The 21,198-nt window shown below is 34.7% G+C and carries 20 protein-coding genes; 9 read left to right on the forward strand and 11 right to left on the reverse strand.

What is annotated here, in order from left to right; genetic code table 11:
• Nucleotides 1–85: 85 nt before the first annotated feature.
• The 4 genes from cysK to pepT are packed head-to-tail and all read right to left on the reverse strand — an operon-like array spanning nucleotide 86 to nucleotide 3,444.
• The gene (gene cysK / locus A6I66_RS14025) at nucleotides 86–1,000 is read right to left on the reverse strand and encodes a cysteine synthase A (RefSeq protein WP_067150668.1); all 915 of its coding nucleotides are present in this window, start codon (nucleotides 998–1,000) and stop codon (nucleotides 86–88) included.
• A gap of 27 nt (nucleotides 1,001–1,027) precedes the next feature.
• The gene (locus A6I66_RS14030) at nucleotides 1,028–1,624 is read right to left on the reverse strand and encodes a YdeI/OmpD-associated family protein (RefSeq protein ID WP_067150671.1); all 597 of its coding nucleotides are present in this window, start codon (nucleotides 1,622–1,624) and stop codon (nucleotides 1,028–1,030) included.
• A 6-nt stretch (nucleotides 1,625–1,630) separates the two neighbouring features.
• Nucleotides 1,631–2,146 carry a serine protease inhibitor ecotin gene (gene eco, locus A6I66_RS14035; protein WP_084399695.1) on the reverse strand — a complete coding sequence of 172 codons (516 nt, stop codon included), beginning with the start codon at nucleotides 2,144–2,146 and terminating at the stop codon, nucleotides 1,631–1,633.
• Nucleotides 2,147–2,205: 59 nt separating this feature from the next.
• A complete protein-coding gene (pepT, locus tag A6I66_RS14040; RefSeq protein WP_067150848.1) occupies nucleotides 2,206–3,444 on the reverse strand; it encodes a peptidase T in 1,239 nt (412 codons plus the stop codon).
• Between the two features lie 166 nt (nucleotides 3,445–3,610).
• Between pepT and A6I66_RS14045 the strand changes: the two genes are divergently transcribed.
• The 8 genes from A6I66_RS14045 (at nucleotide 3,611) to guaB (ending at nucleotide 14,272) form a co-directional block, all read left to right on the forward strand.
• Entirely contained in the window at nucleotides 3,611–4,642 is a 1,032-nt protein-coding gene (locus tag A6I66_RS14045; protein ID WP_067150674.1) for a quinone-dependent dihydroorotate dehydrogenase, read from the forward strand.
• 76 nt (nucleotides 4,643–4,718) lie between these two features.
• The gene (locus tag A6I66_RS14050; RefSeq protein ID WP_067150677.1) at nucleotides 4,719–5,582 is read left to right on the forward strand and encodes a hydroxymethylglutaryl-CoA lyase; all 864 of its coding nucleotides are present in this window, start codon (nucleotides 4,719–4,721) and stop codon (nucleotides 5,580–5,582) included.
• Nucleotides 5,583–5,721: 139 nt separating this feature from the next.
• On the forward strand, nucleotides 5,722–6,927 hold the full coding sequence (locus A6I66_RS14055; protein WP_067150680.1) for a DUF4856 domain-containing protein: 1,206 nt from the start codon (nucleotides 5,722–5,724) through the stop codon (nucleotides 6,925–6,927).
• Nucleotides 6,928–7,007: 80 nt separating this feature from the next.
• Nucleotides 7,008–8,111 carry an imelysin family protein gene (locus A6I66_RS14060; RefSeq protein WP_067150684.1) on the forward strand — a complete coding sequence of 368 codons (1,104 nt, stop codon included), beginning with the start codon at nucleotides 7,008–7,010 and terminating at the stop codon, nucleotides 8,109–8,111.
• Between the two features lie 58 nt (nucleotides 8,112–8,169).
• On the forward strand, nucleotides 8,170–9,534 hold the full coding sequence (locus A6I66_RS14065) for an HTTM domain-containing protein (RefSeq protein WP_067150687.1): 1,365 nt from the start codon (nucleotides 8,170–8,172) through the stop codon (nucleotides 9,532–9,534).
• A complete protein-coding gene (locus A6I66_RS14070) occupies nucleotides 9,515–11,986 on the forward strand; it encodes a TonB-dependent receptor domain-containing protein (RefSeq protein WP_067150690.1) in 2,472 nt (823 codons plus the stop codon). Before A6I66_RS14065 ends, A6I66_RS14070 begins: the two co-directional genes overlap by 20 nt.
• Nucleotides 11,987–12,025: 39 nt before the next feature.
• A complete protein-coding gene (locus A6I66_RS14075; protein WP_067150693.1) occupies nucleotides 12,026–12,730 on the forward strand; it encodes an Insecticidal toxin complex protein in 705 nt (234 codons plus the stop codon).
• Nucleotides 12,731–12,805: 75 nt separating this feature from the next.
• Nucleotides 12,806–14,272, forward strand: a complete 1,467-nt coding sequence (guaB, locus tag A6I66_RS14080; protein WP_067150851.1) for an IMP dehydrogenase — start codon at nucleotides 12,806–12,808, stop codon at nucleotides 14,270–14,272.
• A gap of 85 nt (nucleotides 14,273–14,357) precedes the next feature.
• Here the strand turns inward: guaB and A6I66_RS14085 are convergent, their stop codons facing one another.
• The 5 genes from A6I66_RS14085 to A6I66_RS14105 are packed head-to-tail and all read right to left on the reverse strand — an operon-like array spanning nucleotide 14,358 to nucleotide 18,494.
• On the reverse strand, nucleotides 14,358–14,915 hold the full coding sequence (locus A6I66_RS14085; RefSeq protein WP_067150854.1) for a type 1 periplasmic binding fold superfamily protein: 558 nt from the start codon (nucleotides 14,913–14,915) through the stop codon (nucleotides 14,358–14,360).
• 37 nt (nucleotides 14,916–14,952) lie between these two features.
• Nucleotides 14,953–17,352: a TonB-dependent receptor gene (locus A6I66_RS14090; RefSeq protein WP_067150695.1), complete on the reverse strand. Its 2,400-nt coding sequence runs from the start codon at nucleotides 17,350–17,352 to the stop codon at nucleotides 14,953–14,955.
• Nucleotides 17,353–17,382: 30 nt separating this feature from the next.
• On the reverse strand, nucleotides 17,383–17,715 hold the full coding sequence (locus A6I66_RS14095) for a hypothetical protein (RefSeq protein ID WP_067150698.1): 333 nt from the start codon (nucleotides 17,713–17,715) through the stop codon (nucleotides 17,383–17,385).
• Nucleotides 17,716–18,018: a DUF6787 family protein gene (locus tag A6I66_RS14100; protein ID WP_067150857.1), complete on the reverse strand. Its 303-nt coding sequence runs from the start codon at nucleotides 18,016–18,018 to the stop codon at nucleotides 17,716–17,718.
• Nucleotides 18,019–18,053: 35 nt separating this feature from the next.
• Nucleotides 18,054–18,494: a DUF6146 family protein gene (locus A6I66_RS14105; RefSeq protein ID WP_067150860.1), complete on the reverse strand. Its 441-nt coding sequence runs from the start codon at nucleotides 18,492–18,494 to the stop codon at nucleotides 18,054–18,056.
• Between the two features lie 239 nt (nucleotides 18,495–18,733).
• On the opposite strand from A6I66_RS14105, the gene A6I66_RS14110 reads away from it, so the two are divergent.
• Nucleotides 18,734–19,348, forward strand: a complete 615-nt coding sequence (locus A6I66_RS14110; protein ID WP_169815737.1) for a DUF502 domain-containing protein — start codon at nucleotides 18,734–18,736, stop codon at nucleotides 19,346–19,348.
• 86 nt (nucleotides 19,349–19,434) lie between these two features.
• Here the strand turns inward: A6I66_RS14110 and A6I66_RS14115 are convergent, their stop codons facing one another.
• Nucleotides 19,435–20,073: a DUF937 domain-containing protein gene (locus A6I66_RS14115; protein ID WP_067150704.1), complete on the reverse strand. Its 639-nt coding sequence runs from the start codon at nucleotides 20,071–20,073 to the stop codon at nucleotides 19,435–19,437.
• Nucleotides 20,074–20,214: 141 nt separating this feature from the next.
• Complete coding sequence (locus tag A6I66_RS14120; protein WP_067150707.1) at nucleotides 20,215–21,165, reverse strand: D-2-hydroxyacid dehydrogenase; 951 nt, start codon at nucleotides 21,163–21,165, stop codon at nucleotides 20,215–20,217.
• Nucleotides 21,166–21,198: the final 33 nt, after the last annotated feature.

Genomic DNA, 21,198 nt, shown 5'->3' on the forward strand with positions numbered 1-21,198 from the left:
TCGTTTGTTGCCATATTAACAAAAAAAATCCACTAGATAATTTTCTAGTGGATTTTTTAATTTATGTGATTTAAAAGAAGTTTTTTTATGGATTCAACAGCCCCTCTATAGAAAGGTAACGCTCACCTGTATCGTAATTCATAGTTAAAATAACAGCGTCTTCTTCAATATTTGAAAGTTGTTTTCTTACTGCTGCCAAAGAAGCTCCTGTGGAAATTCCAACCAAAATGCCTTCTGATTTAGCAATATTTTGCACTTCAGCGAAAGCTTCTTCTTTAGTAATTCTAACAGCACCATCGATGATATCTTTATTAAAAACTTCTGGGAAAAACCCTGGTCCAATTCCTTGTAATGGGTGAGGCCCCGGTTCGCCACCAGAAATAATAGGCGAATCGTTTGGTTCGACAGCAAGGACTTTTAAATTAGAGAATTTTTTCTTCAAAACTTCTGCAACACCAGTGATGTGTCCGCCAGTACCTACTCCAGTAATGTAATAGTCTAAACCATCAGGGAAATCTTTTTCTATTTCTAAAGCGGTCGTTTTTTTATGAATTTCTGGATTTGAAGGGTTTGTAAACTGCGATGGCATCCATGAATTTTTGTTGTTTTCAACCATCTCATTGGCTTTGGCGATTGTTCCTCCTAATCCTTCTTCTTTTGGAGTAAGCACCAAATTAGCGCCATAGGCAGCCATTAAAGCACGACGTTCAACACTCATGGATTCTGGCATAACTAAAGTTAATTTGTAACCTTTTATGGCACAAACCATGGCTAGACCAACACCTGTGTTTCCAGACGTCGGTTCTATGATATCGGTGTCTTTAGTGATGAGGTTGTTTTTTTCGGCATCTTCAATCATAGATAGCGCAATACGATCTTTAATACTTCCTCCTGGATTCGCTTTTTCAAGCTTCATCCAAACGTTGTTATTTGGAAATAAATGACTCAATCGAACCACAGGTGTGTTACCTATGTTTTCTAAAATATTATTAATTTTCATGTTCTTATCTATTTGTTGATTTTAGTTTTAACAATTTTTGTACTTATCATTTAGGCCTATACCCTTTAAAATCATATGTTGTATTTTTTCTAAGCGTGCTTGCTTTGTGGCATCTCGTTTAGCTGTAAGAATGTGTTCGCAATATTCGCGTTGCTTATAAGGCGCTAGGTTTTCAAATTGAGACTTTAATGCTGGATTTTTTTGTAAAACGGCCTGTAATGCTTCTGGAATGATGAGTTCCTTGGTCATTTTTTGGTGTTTTACAATGTTACCAAGCTTCTCGTTTTCTATAGCTTCTTTAATATAGGCAAGCACCATGGGTTTGTTAATGGCGTCATGAGTCTCAAATCGCATTTGACGAAGGGCTTTATTAGCATCTTCTTCTTTAGAAAAAAGCTGATGTTCATCCTTCAAACTTAATCCGTTGTAAAACCAAATACAACAGTGGTTATTAAAAGCTGCTATGGATAATACATTCTTATTATTTATAGTGTAGGTAGGCGCATTCCATTTAATGGTTTCCTCAAGTGGCGTAGAAAGTATAAGCGCTCGTAAGGTTTCTAAAATATCACGAAACGCGTCATGGTTTTCTAGGTATTCTTCAACCGAATTAACTTTTTTCACAACAAATTATTTTATAATAGCTGTTTGTTCAGCATCACTTCTAGACCAAATATGATAGCGCACTTCATAACCTTTAGGTGTGTAAATCACAACCGGGAGCTTACTGTTATACCGTATAATTTCACCATTAGATTTTACAAATTCTTGATGTTTTGTATTGTCAGGACACATTTTTCTAGTACTAATAATTTGGCCGTTAGTTACGAAGTTATGGTAAGAATACCCCCAGCCAGAAACCGTTTCTTCTTTAAATGTCCCTACTAAACTAGCTTTATTACAATCGACTTCAGCAATTTTACCAACATAAATCTCTACTTTAAAAGCATAATCATCTTCTGTTTCTGGTAGATTTATGATATGTCTTAATTGATCATCTGAAGCTTCAGGATACATACTAATATCGTGCGTTTTAGTAGTCGAAGTCATTTCTGTTTTACTGTTTTTGGTGGTAGTCGTATTATTTTGAGCTTTACAACTGAAAAGCACGATTAAGGCTGACATGATTAAAAAATTAAATTTCATAATTATTATTTTAAATGTTATTGTGTTTCTCTTTTAATACGACTACGACTAAACTCTATTTAGGCTTTAATAGCGGTGATTTCAGCAATTTTACAAATCACTTCAGTAGCTTTTATCATGCTTTCGACTGGCACGTATTCAAAGCGTCCGTGAAAATTATGTCCGCCCGCAAAAATATTCGGGCAAGGTAAACCCATATAACTCAGTTGAGCCCCATCAGTTCCACCTCGAATGGCTTTAATAATTGGTTTTACACCGGTTTGTTTCATGGCCTCTTCAGCAATGTCTACAATATGCATTACGGGTTCTATTTTTTCAAGCATATTAAAGTATTGATCTTTAATTTCGGTGGCGATCACTTCATAACCATATTGATCATTTAACTCATTAGTTAATTTGGTCATCACTTCTTTTCGTGCTTCAAAATGCCCTTTATCATGATCGCGAATAATATACTCCAATACTGTTTCTTCAACATCACCTTTTATATTATGTAAGTGAAAAAAGCCTTGGTATCCTTCGGTATGTTCTGGAGTTTCCATGCGGGGAAGAGAATTGATAAACTCGGTGGCGATGTACATGGAGTTGATTAATTTTCCTTTGGCATACCCTGGGTGTACAATTTTTCCTTTTACTTTAACTACAGCTCCTGCGGCATTGAAATTTTCGTATTCGAGCTCTCCAATCTGACTCCCATCCATGGTGTAAGCCCAATCGGCTCCAAATTTTTCAACATCAAATTTATGAGCACCACGACCTATTTCTTCATCAGGTGTAAATCCTACTTTAATAGGACCATGTTTAATTTCAGGGTGATTTATAAGGTATTCCATGGCCGAAATAATTTCACAAATTCCAGCTTTATCGTCGGCACCTAAAAGCGTAGTACCATCGGTTGTAATTAAGGTTTGACCGACGTATTGTTTTAAATCTTCAAAATAATCGGGTGATAAAATGATGTCTTCAGCTTCATTTAGTACAATATCTTTACCATCGTAAGATTCAATTATTTGCGGATTAACATGAGCACCAGTGAAGTCTGGAGAAGTATCAAAATGTGAGACAAACCCAATGGTAGGCACATCGTGATCCACATTACTTGGTAAAGTTGCCATGATATACGCATGCTTATCAATACTCACGTCCTGCATTCCAATGGCTTTAAGTTCCTCAACCAACTTATTGGCTAAATCCCATTGTTTTTCCGTGCTAGGGGTGGTGTTCGAGTTAGGATCGGATTCTGTATCTACGGTTACGTAACTCACAAAACGTTTTATAATGTGTTCTTTTGATATCATGCTATTAATTTTTCGTGGAAATTTAGTTGTAAACATATTGGTTTACAGAGTTATAAATGTTTTAGTCAATGAGGATCTAAATTACGAATATTAATTTTTTTGGGCTTAAGAAATAGTTGATTTTTTATTTAGATGAATTAGCAGTATTTTTGCACAAATAATAAAGATGTACAAACTTTTACTTCGCCCGTTATTTTTCTTGTTCGATCCAGAAAAAATTCATCATTTTACCTTTTCATTAATTAAAATATCATCTAAAATTCCTGGTGTTTCAGCCATTTTTAGAGGACTTTATATGACCGAAGACAAGCGTTTAGAGCGTCAGCTTTTTGGTCTTACTTTTAAAAACCCGGTTGGACTTGCTGCCGGATTTGATAAAAATGCCGTATTGTATAATGAATTGGCTAACTTCGGATTTGGTTTTATAGAAATAGGAACGGTGACTCCAAAAGGACAAGCTGGAAATCCGAAGAAAAGATTATTCCGTTTGAAAGAAGATCAGGGCATTATTAACCGCATGGGGTTTAATAATGAAGGTTTGGAAGCAGCTATTGCGCAACTAAAAAAGAATCAAGGGAAATTAATTATAGGAGGAAATATTGGTAAAAATACCAGTACAAAGCCTGAAGATTATACCAAAGATTATTTAGAGTGTTTTAACGCCCTGCATCCTTATGTCGATTATTTTGTACTAAATGTAAGTTGTCCAAATGTTGGCAGTCATGCCAAATTAAATGATAAAGATTATTTGTTAGAGTTAATAGGTGCGGTACAAAAAGCAAACAAAACTTTTGAAAAGCAAAAGCCCATTGTTTTAAAAATTGCTCCAGATTTGAATAACGTCCAACTGGATGAAATTATTGAAATTGTAAATCAAACCCAGTTAGACGGTGTAATTGCTAGTAATACGTCTACTGATAGAAGCGGATTAAAAGCCACACCAGAGCAGTTAGAAACTATTGGTAATGGTGGTTTAAGCGGTCAACCTGTTAAAGATAAAAGTACAGCAGTTATTAAATATTTGGCTGAAAAAAGTAATAAGGCCTTTCCTATTATTGGTGTTGGTGGTATTCACTCGGGAGCCGATGCCTTAGAAAAGTTAGAGGCTGGAGCCGATTTGGTTCAAATTTATACAGGCTTCATTTACGAAGGTCCTAGTTTAATAAAGGAGATCAACCAGGCGATTCTCAACAAATAAATTTTCATTTTTCTGATCAATAGATATTCTGAATACTTAAAAATTAATCTTAATTTTAGCCTTCATTTGGAAGTTTATGTCTGCACCCATTAAAATTATTGAATGCCCTCGTGATGCCATGCAAGGTATAAAGCAATTTATACCCACGGTTCAAAAAGTGCAGTACATTCAATCGTTATTGCGTGTTGGTTACGATACTATCGATTTTGGTAGTTTTGTTTCTCCAAAGGCCATCCCTCAAATGGTAGATACGGCTGAGGTATTATCACAGCTAGATCTAAGTAAAACGACTAGCAAGCTTTTGGCCATCATAGCAAATACCCGAGGGGCATTAGATGCCAGTCAGCATAAAGAAATTGATTATTTAGGATATCCCTTTTCAATCTCCGAAAATTTTCAAATGCGTAATACGCATAAAACCATTGCACAATCTGTAGAAACGCTTTCTGAAATTTTAGAAATTGCAGATACATCTAATAAAGAGGTTGTGGTTTATATTTCTATGGGCTTTGGTAACCCTTATGGCGACCCTTGGAGCGTGGATATTGTAGGGGAGTGGACCGAAAAATTAGCCAGTATGGGGGTTAAAATTTTATCCTTGAGTGATACGATTGGTACTTCGACACCCGAAACCATTGATTATCTTTTTTCTAATCTGATTCCAGCGTATCAACATATTGAATTTGGAGCACATCTACACACCACTCCAAATACCTGGTTTGAAAAAATTGATGCGGCTTATAAGGCAGGATGCACGCGTTTTGATGGTGCTATTCAAGGTTTTGGTGGATGCCCTATGGCTAAAGATGAACTCGTAGGAAATATGCCTACCGAAAAACTACTTTCTTATTTTACAACCCAAAAACGAAATGCATTAAACGCTTTAAGTTTTGAAAGCGCCTTCAATGAAGCCTCCAAAATCTTTAAGGTTTTTCATTAATTCTTGTGTTATTTCAATTAAATCTAAATAAACTTTGAGTTTTTAATAATGCGTTATATATTTGCGCCTGAAAAAGACCACAATTTAAAATAAGTCTAAATAAAACTAATAAAAATCCCTTAACTAAAATTCAATAATAATGAAAAAAGTAATTCTAAGTCTATTTGCTATATCCGCATTGTTTCAATCATGTTCTAATGATGATGATGGAGGAAGTTCAAACAACAATGTCACTGCACCAGATACCTATGTGTTTACAAGAAATGGGAATTCAACGGTAAGCTTTAGTGGGCAAACAACTCGTATTCAAATGGCTGAAGAGATTGTTTCTGCGTTAAAAGATCCATTATCTACAGAAGCTCAAATCGATGCCATGTTCAATCATGCTCAAGGTGAAGATAATTTCTTAGAAGCAGGATTAAACGCTTCAGATAAAAATGTAAGAAGCAAAGTAGCTGCTTCAACCGATTATTTTTCTGCTAATTCAACCGATGCTGCTGCAATAAAAGCAGATTTTGACACATGGATTGAAGAACAAGTTAATGATGTTTTTCCTGCATGGAATCTTACTGCATCAGCAGGAGTTGCCGGAGCTATTCAGCAATCTAGTGGTACAGTACGTTATGTAAATGCTAAAGGTTTAGAGTACAACCAAGCCTTTGCAAAAGGTTTAATAGGAGGTTTAATGTTAGATCAAATTTTAAACAATTATTTAAGTACTGCTGTTTTAGATGCTGGAACTAATGTTGATGATAACGATAATGAAGTTTTAGAATCTGATAAAGATTACACAACAATGGAGCACAAATGGGATGAGGCTTATGGTTACTTATTTGGTAATGAAGACAACCCTGCTGAACCAGAATTAGGAGCAGATCAATTTTTAAATGAGTATTTAGATAGAGTTGCTCAAGATCCAGATTTTTCTGGAATTGATGTTGAGGTTTATAACGCCTTTAAATTAGGTAGAGCAGCGGTTACAGAAGGAGCATATTCATTACGTGATGATCAAGTTGATATCATTAGAGAAAAATTATCTATTGTTCCTGCAGTACGTGCGGTTTACTATTTACAAGCCGGAAAAAATAATTTAGATGCCGATCCAGCAGCTGCTTTTCATGCCTTATCTGAAGCATACGGATTTATCTATAGCTTACAATTTACTAGAGATATTGAAACTAATGAGCCTTATTACTCTAAAACAGATGTTGATGTTATGCTAGATATTTTAATGGCAGGTGAAGGTTTCTGGAGTGTTTCTGAAACAGTTTTAGATGACATGTCAGAAGAAATCTCTGCTAAGTTTGGTTTCTCAATTGAAGCAGCAGCAGACGCTTCAAACTAAATAAATAAATTTTATTAACAGCAAAGGTATCAATTGAGATGCCTTTTGCTGTTTTTCTATATTTGAAAATATTTTAAGTTATGTTTACCTTACGAAAAGTTGTTTTAGCCCTAATTGTAGTTTCATTATATACAGCTTGTAGTTCGTCTTCTTCTGATGATGGATCTTCTGAAAACAAAGATTCTTATGATCGTGGCGATTTACTGGTTAATTTAGCCGATAACATGATCATACCTGCTTATCAAGATTTAAACACAAGTCTTAAGAGTTTAAAAGCAGATAAGGATGCCTTCGTTGCATCTCCCGATCAGGCACATTTAGATGCTTTAAGAACTTCTTGGTTAGCTTCTTATAAAGTATGGCAATCGGTTGAAATGTTTAACATAGGGAAAGCCGAATCCTTACTTTATGGTTTTCAAATGAATGTGTATCCAACTTCAGTTCAAGAAGTTGAAGCCAATATCGCTTCAGGTTCTTACGATTTAACGCACCCTAATAATAATGATGCTGTTGGTTTTCCTGCAGTCGATTATTTACTTTTTGGGGTAGCTGCTGATGATGTTGCGATTGTAAATGTTTATAACGATGCCAAATACACAAAATATTTATCTGATCTAATTGATCAAATGCAAGCCTTAACCGAAACGGTTTTAAATGATTGGACATCATCATATAGAGATGTTTTTGTAAGTGAAACAGGAAATACAGCAACTAGTGCTTTAAATAAATTCACCAACGATTATGTGTTTTATTTTGAAAAAGGACTAAGAGCTAACAAAATAGGCATTCCTGCTGGTAATTTTTCCTCTACACCATTACCAGAAAAAGTGGAAGGATTTTACAGTAAGGTATATTCAAAAATATTGGCTTTAGATGCTCTTAATGCTTCTCAAAATGTTTTTAACGGGAAAGCTTATGCAACAAGTGCTACTGGAGAAAGTTTTAAAACTTATTTACTGTTTTTAGATCGTCAAGATTTAGTAACTCAATTAGAAACACAATTTGAAGAAGCGCGTGAGAAACTAAATATGTTAAACGACGATTTTTACACTCAAGTCACAACAGATAATACAAAAATGACTGAAGCTTATGATGCGTTACAAAAAATAGTCGTTTTATTAAAAGTAGACATGCTTCAAGCTTTTAATATTAGTGTAGATTATGTAGATGCCGATGGCGATTAGTAATCATATAAAACTATAAATTTAAGGTTGTCTTTTAAAGACAGCCTTTTTTGCATTTATGCCTATAACATTAAGATCATATATTAACCGAAAAACTAACGCAGCACCTTTAGCGGTTTTTCGTATGTTATTTGGTTTTATGATGTGTTATGGGATGATACGTTTTTGGTATCATGGTTGGATTGAAACGCTTTATATTCAGCCTAAATTTCATTTCTCTTATTATGGTTTCGAATGGGTAAAACCACTCGGTAATTATACTTACTTATTATTTGTAATTTGTGGCCTCTCTGCTTTTTTTGTGGCTTTAGGTTTAAAATATAGAATGGCCATTATTATCTTTTTCTTGAGTTTTACTTACATCGAGCTCATGGATAAAACCACCTATCTCAATCATTATTACTTTATAAGTTTAATGGCTTTTTTAATGATTTTCCTTCCTGCAAACGCACAATTGTCAGTGGATAATCTATTACGAAAAAAAGCCTATCAAAACATCCCACAATGGACCATTGATAGCGTAAAGCTACTTTTAGGTATCGTTTATTTTTATGCCGGATTAGCCAAGCTTAATAGCGATTGGTTGTTTCGTGCCATGCCTTTAAAAATTTGGCTGCCTTCAAAATACGATTTGCCATTAATTGGCGATACTTTAATGCATCAAACCTGGTTTCAATACGCTATGAGTTGGAGTGGTATGCTTTACGATTTAGCCATTCCGTTTTTATTGCTTTATAAACGTACTCGAGGTTTTGCTTTTGTTTTGGTGGTTATTTTTCATGTGTTTACACGTGTTTTATTTCCAATAGGTATGTTTCCTTTTGTTATGATTGTTTCAGCATTAATATTCTTCGATGCTAGTTTTCATAAAAAAATAATCCGATTCATTAAGGATATTTTTCAAGGTTTCACTTCAAAAATAGCTATTAGAACAGAACCCTGTTACAGATATACTTTTAAAAAACCAATCGTGCTTATAATAGGGTTGTTTTTTGTTTTTCAGTTGGCATTCCCGTTTCGATATTTGTTATATCCCAATGAATTATTTTGGACCGAAGAAGGCTACCGCTTTTCATGGCGCGTCATGCTAATGGAAAAAATGGGTATGTCTACATTTAAAATTGTAAACGGCAAAACAGGTGACTTTTTTTATGTGGATAACGCCGATTTTCTAACGCCATTTCAAGAAAAACAAATGAGTTTTCAGCCCGATTTCATACTAGAATACGCACATTATCTTGGAGATCACTTTACTTCACAAGGCCATAAAAACGTCCAAGTTTTTGTTGAAAGTTATGTGGCATTAAATGGACGACTTAGTCAACCATATATAGATAAAACCGTAGATTTGTACCAAGAAAAAGAATCTTTTAAACCCAAACACTGGATCTTACCTTTTAACGATGACATTAAAGGCTTATAACTTCATTTTTGCACTTATTTTTAGTGTCTCAATATATGCACAAAACACTGTAAGTGGTGTTGTCGTGTTTTCAGAATCAAATAAAACCATTGAAAGCGTAGATGTTTACGATAAAGACTCTGGCATAGTTGCAAAGACTAATGCTGAAGGTTATTTTGAATTTGAAACATCTAAACCAGAAATGACACTGGTGTTTTTTTCTTTCGAATATGCATCCAAAGACATTAAAATTAACACCTTAAAGGCAAAAGATTTAAAAATTGAGCTGCAAGATCTAACCACGCAGTTGTCTGAAGTTGAAGTCACAGCAAGGAAACAACGAATTTTTGAGTTGAAGCGGCTAAAAGATGTAGAGGGTACAGCTATTTACGCCGGAAAAAAGACAGAAGTTATTTTAGTCGATCAGTCTATGGCAAACTTAGCATCTAACAATGCTCGCCAAATTTTTAGTCAGGTAGCAGGCTTAAACATTTATCAAAATGATGATGCCGGTTTACAATTAAATATTGGTGGTCGAGGTTTGGATCCTAATAGAACAGCCAATTTTAATACGCGACAAAATGGCTACGATATCAGTGCCGATGTTTTGGGTTACCCTGAAAGTTATTACACACCAGCTTCCGAAGCCTTGTCTGAAATTCAAGTAATACGTGGCGCAGCTTCTTTACAATACGGAACCCAATTTGGTGGTTTGATAAACTTCAAAATGAAATCGCCAAACCCCAACAAACCTATAGAACTAATCACCAGAAACACCTTAGGGAGTTTTGGTTTATTTACCAATTTTACAAGTTTAAGCGGTACCAAAGATAAGTTTAGTTATTATACTTTTTTTAATTACAAAAAAGGGGATGGGTTTAGACCTAATTCAGCGTTTGAATCTAAAAATGTTTTTGCGCATTTAGGGTATGCCTTTAGTGACAACACCAAATTAGAAGGTGAATTCACTTATATGAACTATTTAGCTAAACAATCGGGAGGTTTAACAGATACGATGTTTGAAGAAGATCCCTTGCAAAGTAACCGAACACGCAATTGGTTTGAGGTTAATTGGTTATTGTATAACATAAAATTAGATCATAAGTTTTCAGAAAAAACGAACTTTACCTTTAGCTTTTTTGGATTAGACGCTTCTAGAAATGCTGTAGGTTTTAGAGGAGATCCATATCCAACAGGATTAAATAAAAACCCCATAACAACTCCAGATATTCAAAATAGTGATGGTACTTTTTTCTATAACAGAGATGTTATTAAGGGCGATTTTAATAACTGGGGAGCAGAAGCCAGGTTGTTAACCAAGTATAACTTTTTAGATGAAGAGTCTGCTTTTTTAATTGGTACCAAATATTATCACGCGAACAATTCAAGTGTTCAAGGTGCAGGAAGTAAGTTTTCTGATGCCGATTTTACAATTTACAGTTCCGATTTTCCAGATTATCCTAACGAGTCTAGTTTTAATTACCCGAATAGAAATTTAGCTGTTTTTGGAGAAAATATTTTCAGGTTGTCTGATAAGTTTACGATAACCCCAGGTTTTAGGTTTGAATACATTAAAACTGAAAGTGATGGTGTTTATTATCAGAAGAATTATGATAACGCCAATAATATAATCGCTTCCGAAGCATTTGATGATGATAGGGTTTTTGATCGTGCTTTTGTTTTATTAGGTGTGGGAACAAGTTATAAACCTACCAATGCTTTAGAATTATACGGCAACCTTTCACAGAATTATAGATCGGTTACCTTTAGTGATATTAGAAGCGTAAGTCCTACCTTTATTATTGATCCTGATATTACAGATGAAGAAGGCTTTACTTTAGATATTGGTTTAAGGGGTAAGTACAACAACGCTTTTTCTTATGATGTAGGCGTCTTTACCGTAAATTATGATGGTAGAATTGGAAATGTGCTTGATGATAGAGCGAATTGGGTGCGTACTAATGCCGGTGATGCTTTGATTTATGGTGTTGAAAGTTTTATAGATTGGAATGTGCTGGATTTATGGGAAGCTAATTCAGATTATAAGTTGAATTTAGGATTCAATTTGGCCTATATCAATTCGGAATACACCCAGTCACAAACTAATGGGGTTAAAGGAAATAAGGTGGAATTTATTCCAGAAATTAATTTAAAAACGACCTTGCGTTTTGGGTATAAAAACTTACTTGGAAGCATTCAGTACACTTATTTATCCGAGCAATACACTGATGCTTTTAATTCTAAAGCAGATGATCCAGGCGGCTTAAGAGAAGGCGTAATAGGCGAAATTCCAGCCTATGATATTTTAGACGTGTCTTTATCGTATAACTATAACCGCTTTAAGTTAGAAACAGGTATTAATAACCTTCTCGATAATAGTTACTTTACACGTCGTGCTACGGGGTACCCAGGTCCAGGTATTATTCCTTCGGCTCCAAGAAACTGGTATGTAACTTTACAAGTGAAAATATAATAGAATGTTATATTTTTAAGACTTAAACACAAAACGCTTATGCGATTATTGCTCTTAGTCTGTTTTATTTGTTTTAGTACGCTAGGGCATGCTAAAGAGTGGAAGTCTTTAAGAGCTTACGAGAAGGAAACGGGGCAACGTCAATTAAGTGCATCAGACTGGTTAAAATCTGACAGAAAACATAACACAGCAGTGTGGCAAAATGCCAATGTTTATAACCTGAAGCATAATCGTCCTTTAGAGTATGAAACCATAAAACAGCGTCGCGATTTTTATGTTTGGTATAATACTACCATGAAAACAAGGGATTGCCACGTTGTTTGGCCGAAAATGGCTCACTTTGTATCCATCAAATTACAGCTCATTTATACATTCCCATTTTGTTTATTCACCACTAAAAATATTAAAACTTTTGCTTACCAAGGAAGTGAAACCGTTTTTATACATGCATTCGAACCTATGAAAGCCTTGTACGAAAATAATAGCGTCCTTCATGATGAAGGGGCTTTAAAATGGGATGAAGCAGTAGTGTATAAGGAGCAATACATATGGTTGGAGGAAGTTTACAGTAATATAGATGATCGTAGTCTTCAAACCATTGAGCGTATAGCCAAAGGCAAGGGGTTTTATAAATTGTTGGTTCCCAAGGCGATTCGGTTTGCAAACGATATTGATGTGACTCAAAACCGATACGATTACGCTCTAAATGTTTTACGGGATTATTGCGAAAATCATTATAAATAATTTAACGCTTCTAAAAACTTTAATGTTATTAAAAGCCGTATATTTGCATGCAATTAAATGACAAATTTATTGCACATGTCTACATCTAAGATAATCAATGAAGGATTAACATACGATGACGTACTTTTAGTACCAGCGTATTCCGAAGTATTGCCAAACACGGTAAATATTACCTCAAAATTTTCAAGAAACATTCCATTAAACACGCCTATTATTTCTGCGGCGATGGATACAGTAACAGAAGCGGCGATGGCAATTGCGATGGCACGTGAAGGAGGTATTGGTGTTTTGCATAAAAACATGTCAATAGAAGAACAAGCTTTAGAAGTTAAAAAGGTAAAGCGTTCTGAGGCCGGAATGATTTTAGAACCGGTAACTATAAAACCTAACAACACGGTTTTAGATGCAAACAATCTTATGTTTGAACATAAAATTGGTGGTATTCCTGTTATAAATGATGACAATGAATTAGTTGGTATTGTTACCAATCGTGATTTACGTTTCGAAAAGAATGAAAAGCGATTAATTTCGGAGGTTATGACTTCTGAAAAACTAATTACTGTAAAGGAAGGAACATCTTTAAAACAAGCTGAAGACATTTTACAGGATAATAAAGTTGAAAAACTACCTGTAGTTAATGATAACAATAAATTAGTTGGTTTAATTACCTTTAGAGATATCATTAAAGTAAGAGAAAATCCAAGTGCTAATAAAGATGAATACGGACGATTAAGAGTTGCTGCTGCTATTGGTGTGACTCAAGATTGTTTAGATCGAGTAAAAGCTTTAGTTGCTGCTGGTGTTGATGCCGTTGTTTTAGATTCTGCTCACGGACACTCCATAAATATTTTAAATAAGTTAAAAGAAGTTAAAGCTCAATTTCCAAATTTAGATGTCGTTGCTGGTAATATAGTTACCGAAAAGGCGGCTTTAGATTTAGTAGCTGCAGGTGCTGATGCTGTAAAAGTAGGTATTGGTCCTGGGTCTATTTGTACTACCCGTGTGGTGGCTGGTGTTGGATATCCGCAATTGTCTGCCGTTATGAATGTGGCAAGTGCTTTAGAAGGATCTGGTGTTCCAGTGATTGCAGATGGCGGAATTCGTTATACAGGTGATATCCCTAAGGCCATTGCTGCCGGTGCCGATTCGATTATGTTGGGTTCTTTATTAGCAGGTACTAAAGAAGCTCCAGGTGAAGTTATTTTATTTAACGGACGTCGTTTTAAGTCTTACCGTGGTATGGGGTCTGTAGAGGCTATGAAAAATGGTTCTAAGGATCGTTACTTCCAAGGAAAAGAAGATGATAGTTTAAAATTAGTTCCAGAGGGTATTGAAGGTCGTGTACCTTATAAAGGTGAATTATACGCTACCATGCATCAATTTATTGGTGGATTAAGAGCCGGTATGGGCTACTGTGGTTCCGCAACGATTGAAGCACAAAAAACGAATGCTGAATTTGTAAAAATAACAGCTTCAGGAATTGCCGAAAGTCATCCTCATGATGTAACGATTACTAAAGAAGCTCCTAATTATTCAAGGTAGTACGTAGTAAAAATATTTAGATAAAAAAAAGAGGCTATAAGCCTCTTTTTTTTATCTGTATATACAACAAAATAACCCCAAATTATTATTGTACTGTAATAGGAAATGTGACTTCAACATCTGTGCTTCCTCCAGCATCATCAGGCGTACCGTTATTCGGTTTGTTTGGTTCGTGCTTTAAAATGATAGTAAGCGATCCCGTTCCAGCATCTCCCGTAGTTAAGCTTGTTTCGATACCTACTGGGTTACCGTCTTCATCTTGGTCTAATTTAGAGATAGTGATATCATCTAGAGAAGAAACATAGAAAAACTCGTGTTCATCGCCTTCATGTTCTACTTCTTCAGTAATATCTTCCGCAGGGTTTTCAGTTTCATTTAATAAAGCTGTTGTTCCAGAATACGTTGTATTGGCCGCTAAAGGTCCAGAAACATCATAAGTACCGTCTGCTCCACCAGGACCATCTAAATCTTGAAAAGTTAAGGTTACGATGTCGTTTCCGTGGTATAAAGTATATATAACGGTCGTAATAAGTTCTTCTTCGTGATCGTGATCGTGATCATCATGACCATCATCATCGCTAGAACAGCTTACAAAAGCTAGGTTTGCCACAAAAAGTAGGGCTAATAATTTTACTGTTTTCATAGTTTTTAATTTTGAATACTTCATAATATTAATTTTTTTAATAATTTATTTTAACTTTTAAATTAATGTTCCTTCCTAATTCATCACTAAAGTATCGAAGTCTATTTAAGTAGTCTCTGTAAGAGGTATTGAAAATATTTTCGACATTAAATTCTAGCTTTAAAGTACTTTTTTTAAATACCTTAAAATATGCAGAACTCGTAAAACTAAATAATGTATAGGCAGAAGGTGGGGTGCTTATATCAACATAATCATTGCTGTTGGTAATAGCGTTATAGGTATAAAAATTATAATCGGGGTAATTTTTTTGTTGTAATACAGTTTTATTTATTAAACTAACCGATAGTTGGTTTAAATCTTCATTGTAGTAGGAAATACTGTTGGTAAAGTTTCCTGCAGGCATATTTATAAGCGGTATATCCTCGGTTTGATTTGTGCCTCGTAACCAACCAAAACTTCCTTTATAACTAAATTGTTTGTTAATTCTCACTTCTAAATCTAAGTCTACGCCATAAATGGTAGCATCAACCTGATCGTATTCCCAAACAGGAAAAGCGCCTCTAATGGTAGTGGTAATGCCCGTAGGAATAAGCTGCATATAGCCTTTAATAGAATTTACATATGGGCTAAGGGTGAAACCGAAATACTGATTATTTCTCTGTAATGAAGCAATAAGTTTATTCGAAATTTCTTTTTCTAAGGTTAAGCTTCCAATTTCAATTCTCGCCGCACTATGATGCAATCCGTCACTAAATAATTCGGAAGGATTTGGCATTCTAGATGCTAAGCCATAATTTAAAAACAATTCAAAATCATCGCTAAAATGTCTCATATAGCTCAAATTAGCTGAGAAATTAGAAAACGAAAATTCAGGATAGGTTAACGTTTTAGAATTATTTGTGATTCCAGATTCAAATTCTGGGAACAATTCATCATAATTATAAGTCTCTTCCCAATCGGTGGTATTATACCATTTTCTTGCTTTAATTTCAGAAAAGTCATATCTAAAACCAGCACTGATTTCGCTAAATAAATTCAGCTTATAATTTCCAGTAGCATAGATACCTGCATCATATTTTTCGTAATCCGGAATTATAGGACTCACCCCCGTACCTGAAACGGCATCATTTTCTTGAAAACGCACTAGGAAACCGGTATTAATTTCTGCTTTATCAAAGACGTCTATTTGCAAATTAGGTTGAAACGACGTGGTAAATAAACGAAGGTCGATTACTGGTGTATTAGCATCATCACCGCGTCGTAAATCGAATTCTTTTCTTCTATTAATTTGAAAATCATATTGCATGGATAATTTCCCTAGCCTTTTAAAGCGTTTATATGCTTCAACCTTTCCAAGTTGGTGAGAAACATGCTGCTTGGGATATCCAATGTTATACGAGAAATCATCTTTAATTCGAGGTTCTTGGCTATTTATGGCTGTAACCAAATCGTTCACATTCCCAATATGGGAGGCTGCTAAAATGCCTAATTCATTATCAACAAAACTATAAAAGGCATCAAATCCCTTTTCGAAACTAGTATAACCCACATTGGCTGAAACATTAGCATTTTTTATCCCACTATTCGTTAAATAATAATCGGGCGCTTTAAAGTCGCCAAATTGCTTGTAGCTACCTTGTATTTTAGCATAATATCCCGATTTGTATGTTTTAACGAGTTCTGAATTCACATTCCCACCAAATCCATTTGTGTTTAACGAAAGTGAAGTACTTCCAAAAAGACTGTCTTTAGAGGCATATTTTTTTGGTTTCACAAGAATTAATCCGCCTATAGCATCGCTTCCGTACTTTAACGTGTTGGCGCCCTTTATCACTTCTAATTGATTACTTGTATTGATATCAATATTAGGTGCATGCTCGTCTCCCCATTCCTGATCGAACAGTCGTACATTGTTATTTACAATAATTAACCGACTACTATGTAAGCCATGAATCATAGGTTTTACAATAGTGTTTCCCGTGTTTAAAGAGGATACGCCGCTAAGTGTGTTTAGGGCATCGCCTAAAGATTTATCGGTGAAGGCTTCTATTTGTTTTTTATGAACCATTTGCTGGATGGACGTTTTTTCTTCCTTAGAAGTACCCGTTATTAAAACTTCATGTAGTGCTTCTATATGGTGTTCCATATGAATATCTATATGTCGTTTTTTAGGGATGTCAACCTCTAACCGTTTGGGTTCACAACTTACATGTGATACGACTAACACAATAGTGCCTTCACATAAATCAGGAAAGGAAAACCTGCCATCAATATCTGCAGAAGTATAGGTGTTAGCCGTTTCGTTATGAATAGTAGCTCCAGATAAAGGAGTACCGTCATGAAAATCGGTTACCGTTCCATCTAAGGTGTGTGTACAGTTTTGGGTGTAGACTAGGCTATAAAAGCAAAGTGCTACAATCCATAAATATTGTTTCATTGAATATTGTTTTAGTTTAAAAAAGGGATTTTAAGCTAAAACAGGAGGTCCTCTTAAGGAAAAAGAAAGTGGTTTGTGATTTTTGAGCGTTTTATAACTTGTAATAGCTACATTAGCAGGAGGATTGGTTTTAAACCAATATGATATGGTATCAATTAAAAGTATGTGAGTATGCAGAGGAAATTTTTGAAACTCACAATCTAAGTCCACTTGATGAAAGTGTGTAGAATCGTCTCCAGAGCATACTTTGTGGTTATGATGTTCTAAAACATGCGCGAACTTTGACGCAGCAGGAAACAACAACGTAGCCACAAGACATAGAGTGAGTATTCTAAAAATGATATGTTGCTTTTGGGCTATCATTTAATCGATAAAACGTTTTAATCCAATTCTACGAAGCATTTTCTTTTCGAAGTTCCAGAAAAATTTATATTGACCAAAAAGCCACCCAAAAAAGACAAGCATGAATTGATACATCACAAATAATAAAAGAATTCTAATAGTCCAATACCCAAAACTTCCAAGGTTTTCGCTTGTAATATGTAAGTAATTAAGAATAGGTTTTCCAATGAAGGATGCCGTAGAGCCTGTAACAGAAAACACTACAAGTATGACAATAACTTCCCAGTTATGTTCAATGTCCCAACGTTCTTTTAGTTTATTCACAAATTTCATTTGGCTGCAAAAGTATTAATTCTATTTTAAATTCTAGGAACATAAGGTCCTAATCTTTGTTTGTAGGTAAGTTGGAAGTAAATAAAATAATTATAAAGAAGATAATTTACTTCGTATCCATAATCGATACCTTGGTTATAATTAATTTGTAATTCATATAAATTTGGAGAGTAGCGTTGCGGTTGTAATACGCGCTGATTCCACTCGATAACATATTGAAAGTTTCTGTTTTCTAAAAAACTTTGAGAGTAATACCCTCTTGGTTTTGCTGTACTAGCTACCCAATAATTAAATCCAGGTTCAATTATAATAATTTCATAACCAGCTTCTTCATTAGCGATTGTAACCGTGTCGTTTTCTTTTAATGATTCTAACTGCTCGTCATTAGCTGTTGCAGTCCCCGACTTTGTCGTGTGGCAACCGATAGCAAATAAGAGGATTAAAAGGCCGTAAAAGTACTTTTTCATAAGTTGTTTTAAGCTTGCTTGATTAAATAGTTGCCTTTTAAAGATTAAAAACATAATCTCTTTCTAATGTAATTTATGATTAAGATACAAAAAGTGTTTCACATACTAAGCTGATATTGAAGTTACTCTGAAGGATGCTGTTCCTAATTAATATGAATTACAACTGTTAAAAAAAATGTATTGACAATAGTATCCAAAAGATGGAATTTATATCTTGTAATACTTTTAAACAAAACCCTATGAAAAGTATTTTATCCTTCATAAAAACAACCTTAATTGGCGGATTGTTTTTTATCATTCCCATCTTTTTAGTGATTTTCTTAATTGAAAAAATATTACATGCTTTTGGAAAAGTTGTAGGGCCTATTGCTGATAAAATAGATTTTACTTTTTTAGGCGGACAAATAACGTCTAAATTTATTGCGGTAGTACTATTGTTTATTTTATGTTTTATTGCTGGGGTGTTTGCAAGAACTAATAATGCCACACGTTTTAAGGATTGGATAGAGAACAATATTTTGTCTAACGTTCCTGGTTATTCATTATTAAAAGGTATGACGGAAGCTGCAGCAGGATTGGATTCTAAACATTTAAAAGATGTAGTACTTGTTGATATTGAAGAGGTTTGGCAAATTGGTTTTTTAATGGATCGCATAGATGATGAGCTTAATGCCGTATTTATTCCTGGCTCACCAAATCCTATGGCAGGTGATGTTGTTATTGTGAAATGGGATCGCTTAAAAAAGATAGATATTGAAGAAATAAATGTTATGAAATTTTATAGAAAGTTAGGAGTAGATTCTAATAAAATTATCGAAGGTAAGTTCGATAATTCAACTTTTTCAAAAAAATAAAAAGGTGCTGGTAATTAAGATATAAAAAAAAGCTGTGTGAATTTTTAATTGTTTCACACAGCTTTTTTCATTTATAATAGACTGGATTATTTTCCACCAAATAAACCGCCCAGTACGCCACCTAGGCCACCTTTATTTTTATCACCTCCAAGCATCATACCAGCTACATCATCAATAACGCTACCATCACCATCGGCATCTAGCATGCTTTCTAAGAAGTTTTGTTCATGTCCTGAATCGTTTCCTGCTAATAGACCTCCTAAAAGGCTTCCCATATCATTTGGTGAGTTTACATTTTGTTGCCTAGTTTGTTTTCCTAACAAACCCATTAATAGAGGTGCTGCTATTTTCAAAATCTGACTCACCGAATTGGCATCCATACCAGATTTAGCTCCTAAGGTATGCTCAATGCTTTGTTGTTTAGATCCTAAAACATGGCCTAAAATGTTTCCGCCGTCATTAATAACATCGGCGTTTACACCACCTTCAAATAAACTACCTAGATTATCTAAAATACTGCCGTCGTGTTTGCTATTTAAAGCATTCATAAGTCCTTCGGCACCTTGAGGAGAATTGGCATTACGTTTCATGGCTGCAGTTAATAGGGGTAGTGCCATGGTTAAAACATCTTGTGTTTTGTTTTGAGGTTGGTTCGTTTCGCCAGCTACGCCGTTTACAATGGATTTGCCGAGGTCGCTGTTTAATAAATCTAATATTCCAGACATGATTTTGATTTTTAATTAATTAAAATTTTTGCAGGTTTAAGGTACAAAAAAAAGTCCCAACCATAAGGTCAGGACTTTTTAATATCATTTAGAATTTTAAAAAAGGTTTTATTTAATAAAGTTCAACCTTTTGATAAAATATTATCCAAGAATACTAATAATTTGCTCAGCTAATTCGGTTCCAATACGGTCTTGTGCTTCGTTAGTCGCAGCACCTGTATGTGGTGTTAATGATAAAGCAGGGTTCATTAAAAGTTGAATTTCTGGCTTAGGTTCTTTTTCAAAAACATCTAAAGCTGCTCTAGAAACTTTTCCGCTTTCAAGAGCTTTTACAAGTGCTACTTCGTTAACTACACCACCACGAGCTGCATTAGCGATAATAACACCATCTTTCATGATGTTAAATTCTGCTTCGTCAATTACGTAGTTATCTTGAGCAGGCACGTGTAATGAGATGAAATCAGCTTGTTTTAAAACTTCTTCTTTAGAAATCGTTTCAATTTCGAAGTTTACGGTTTGTCCATCAAAAAATTCTAATTCTAAATTAGCTTTTTCTAAGAAAGGATCGAAAGCAACAACTTTCATTCCGGCACCTAAAGCCACTTTAGCAGTTGCTTGACCAATACGACCAAAGCCTAAAACACCTAAAGTTTTTCCTTTTAACTCGGTTCCTTTAGCATAAGCTTTCTTTAAACCTTTAAAGTTTTGATCGCCTTCTAGTGGCATATCTCTATTAGAGTTATGTAAGAAACGTGCTAATCCGTAAAAGTGTCCGAATACTAACTCAGCAACAGAGTGCGAAGAGGCAGCAGGCGTGTTAATAACACTAAGTCCTTTTTCTCTAGCGTATTCAACATCAATGTTGTCCATTCCAACACCACCACGACCAATAATTTTTAATCCTGGACAAGCGTCTATTAAGTCTTTACGTACTGTTGTAGCACTTCTAACTAATAAAACAGTGATGTCTTTTTCGTTAATATAATTAATTAATTGTTCTTGGGCTACTGTGGTAGTAATGACTTCGAAACCACCTTTTTCAAGGGCGTCGATACCACTTTGAGAAATCCCGTCGTTTGCTAATACTTTCATTTTGTTGTGTTTTATTTCCGCAAAAGCGAAAAT

The organism is Pseudotamlana agarivorans (genome assembly GCF_001642835.1).
GTDB lineage: Bacteria > Bacteroidota > Bacteroidia > Flavobacteriales > Flavobacteriaceae > Pseudotamlana > Pseudotamlana agarivorans.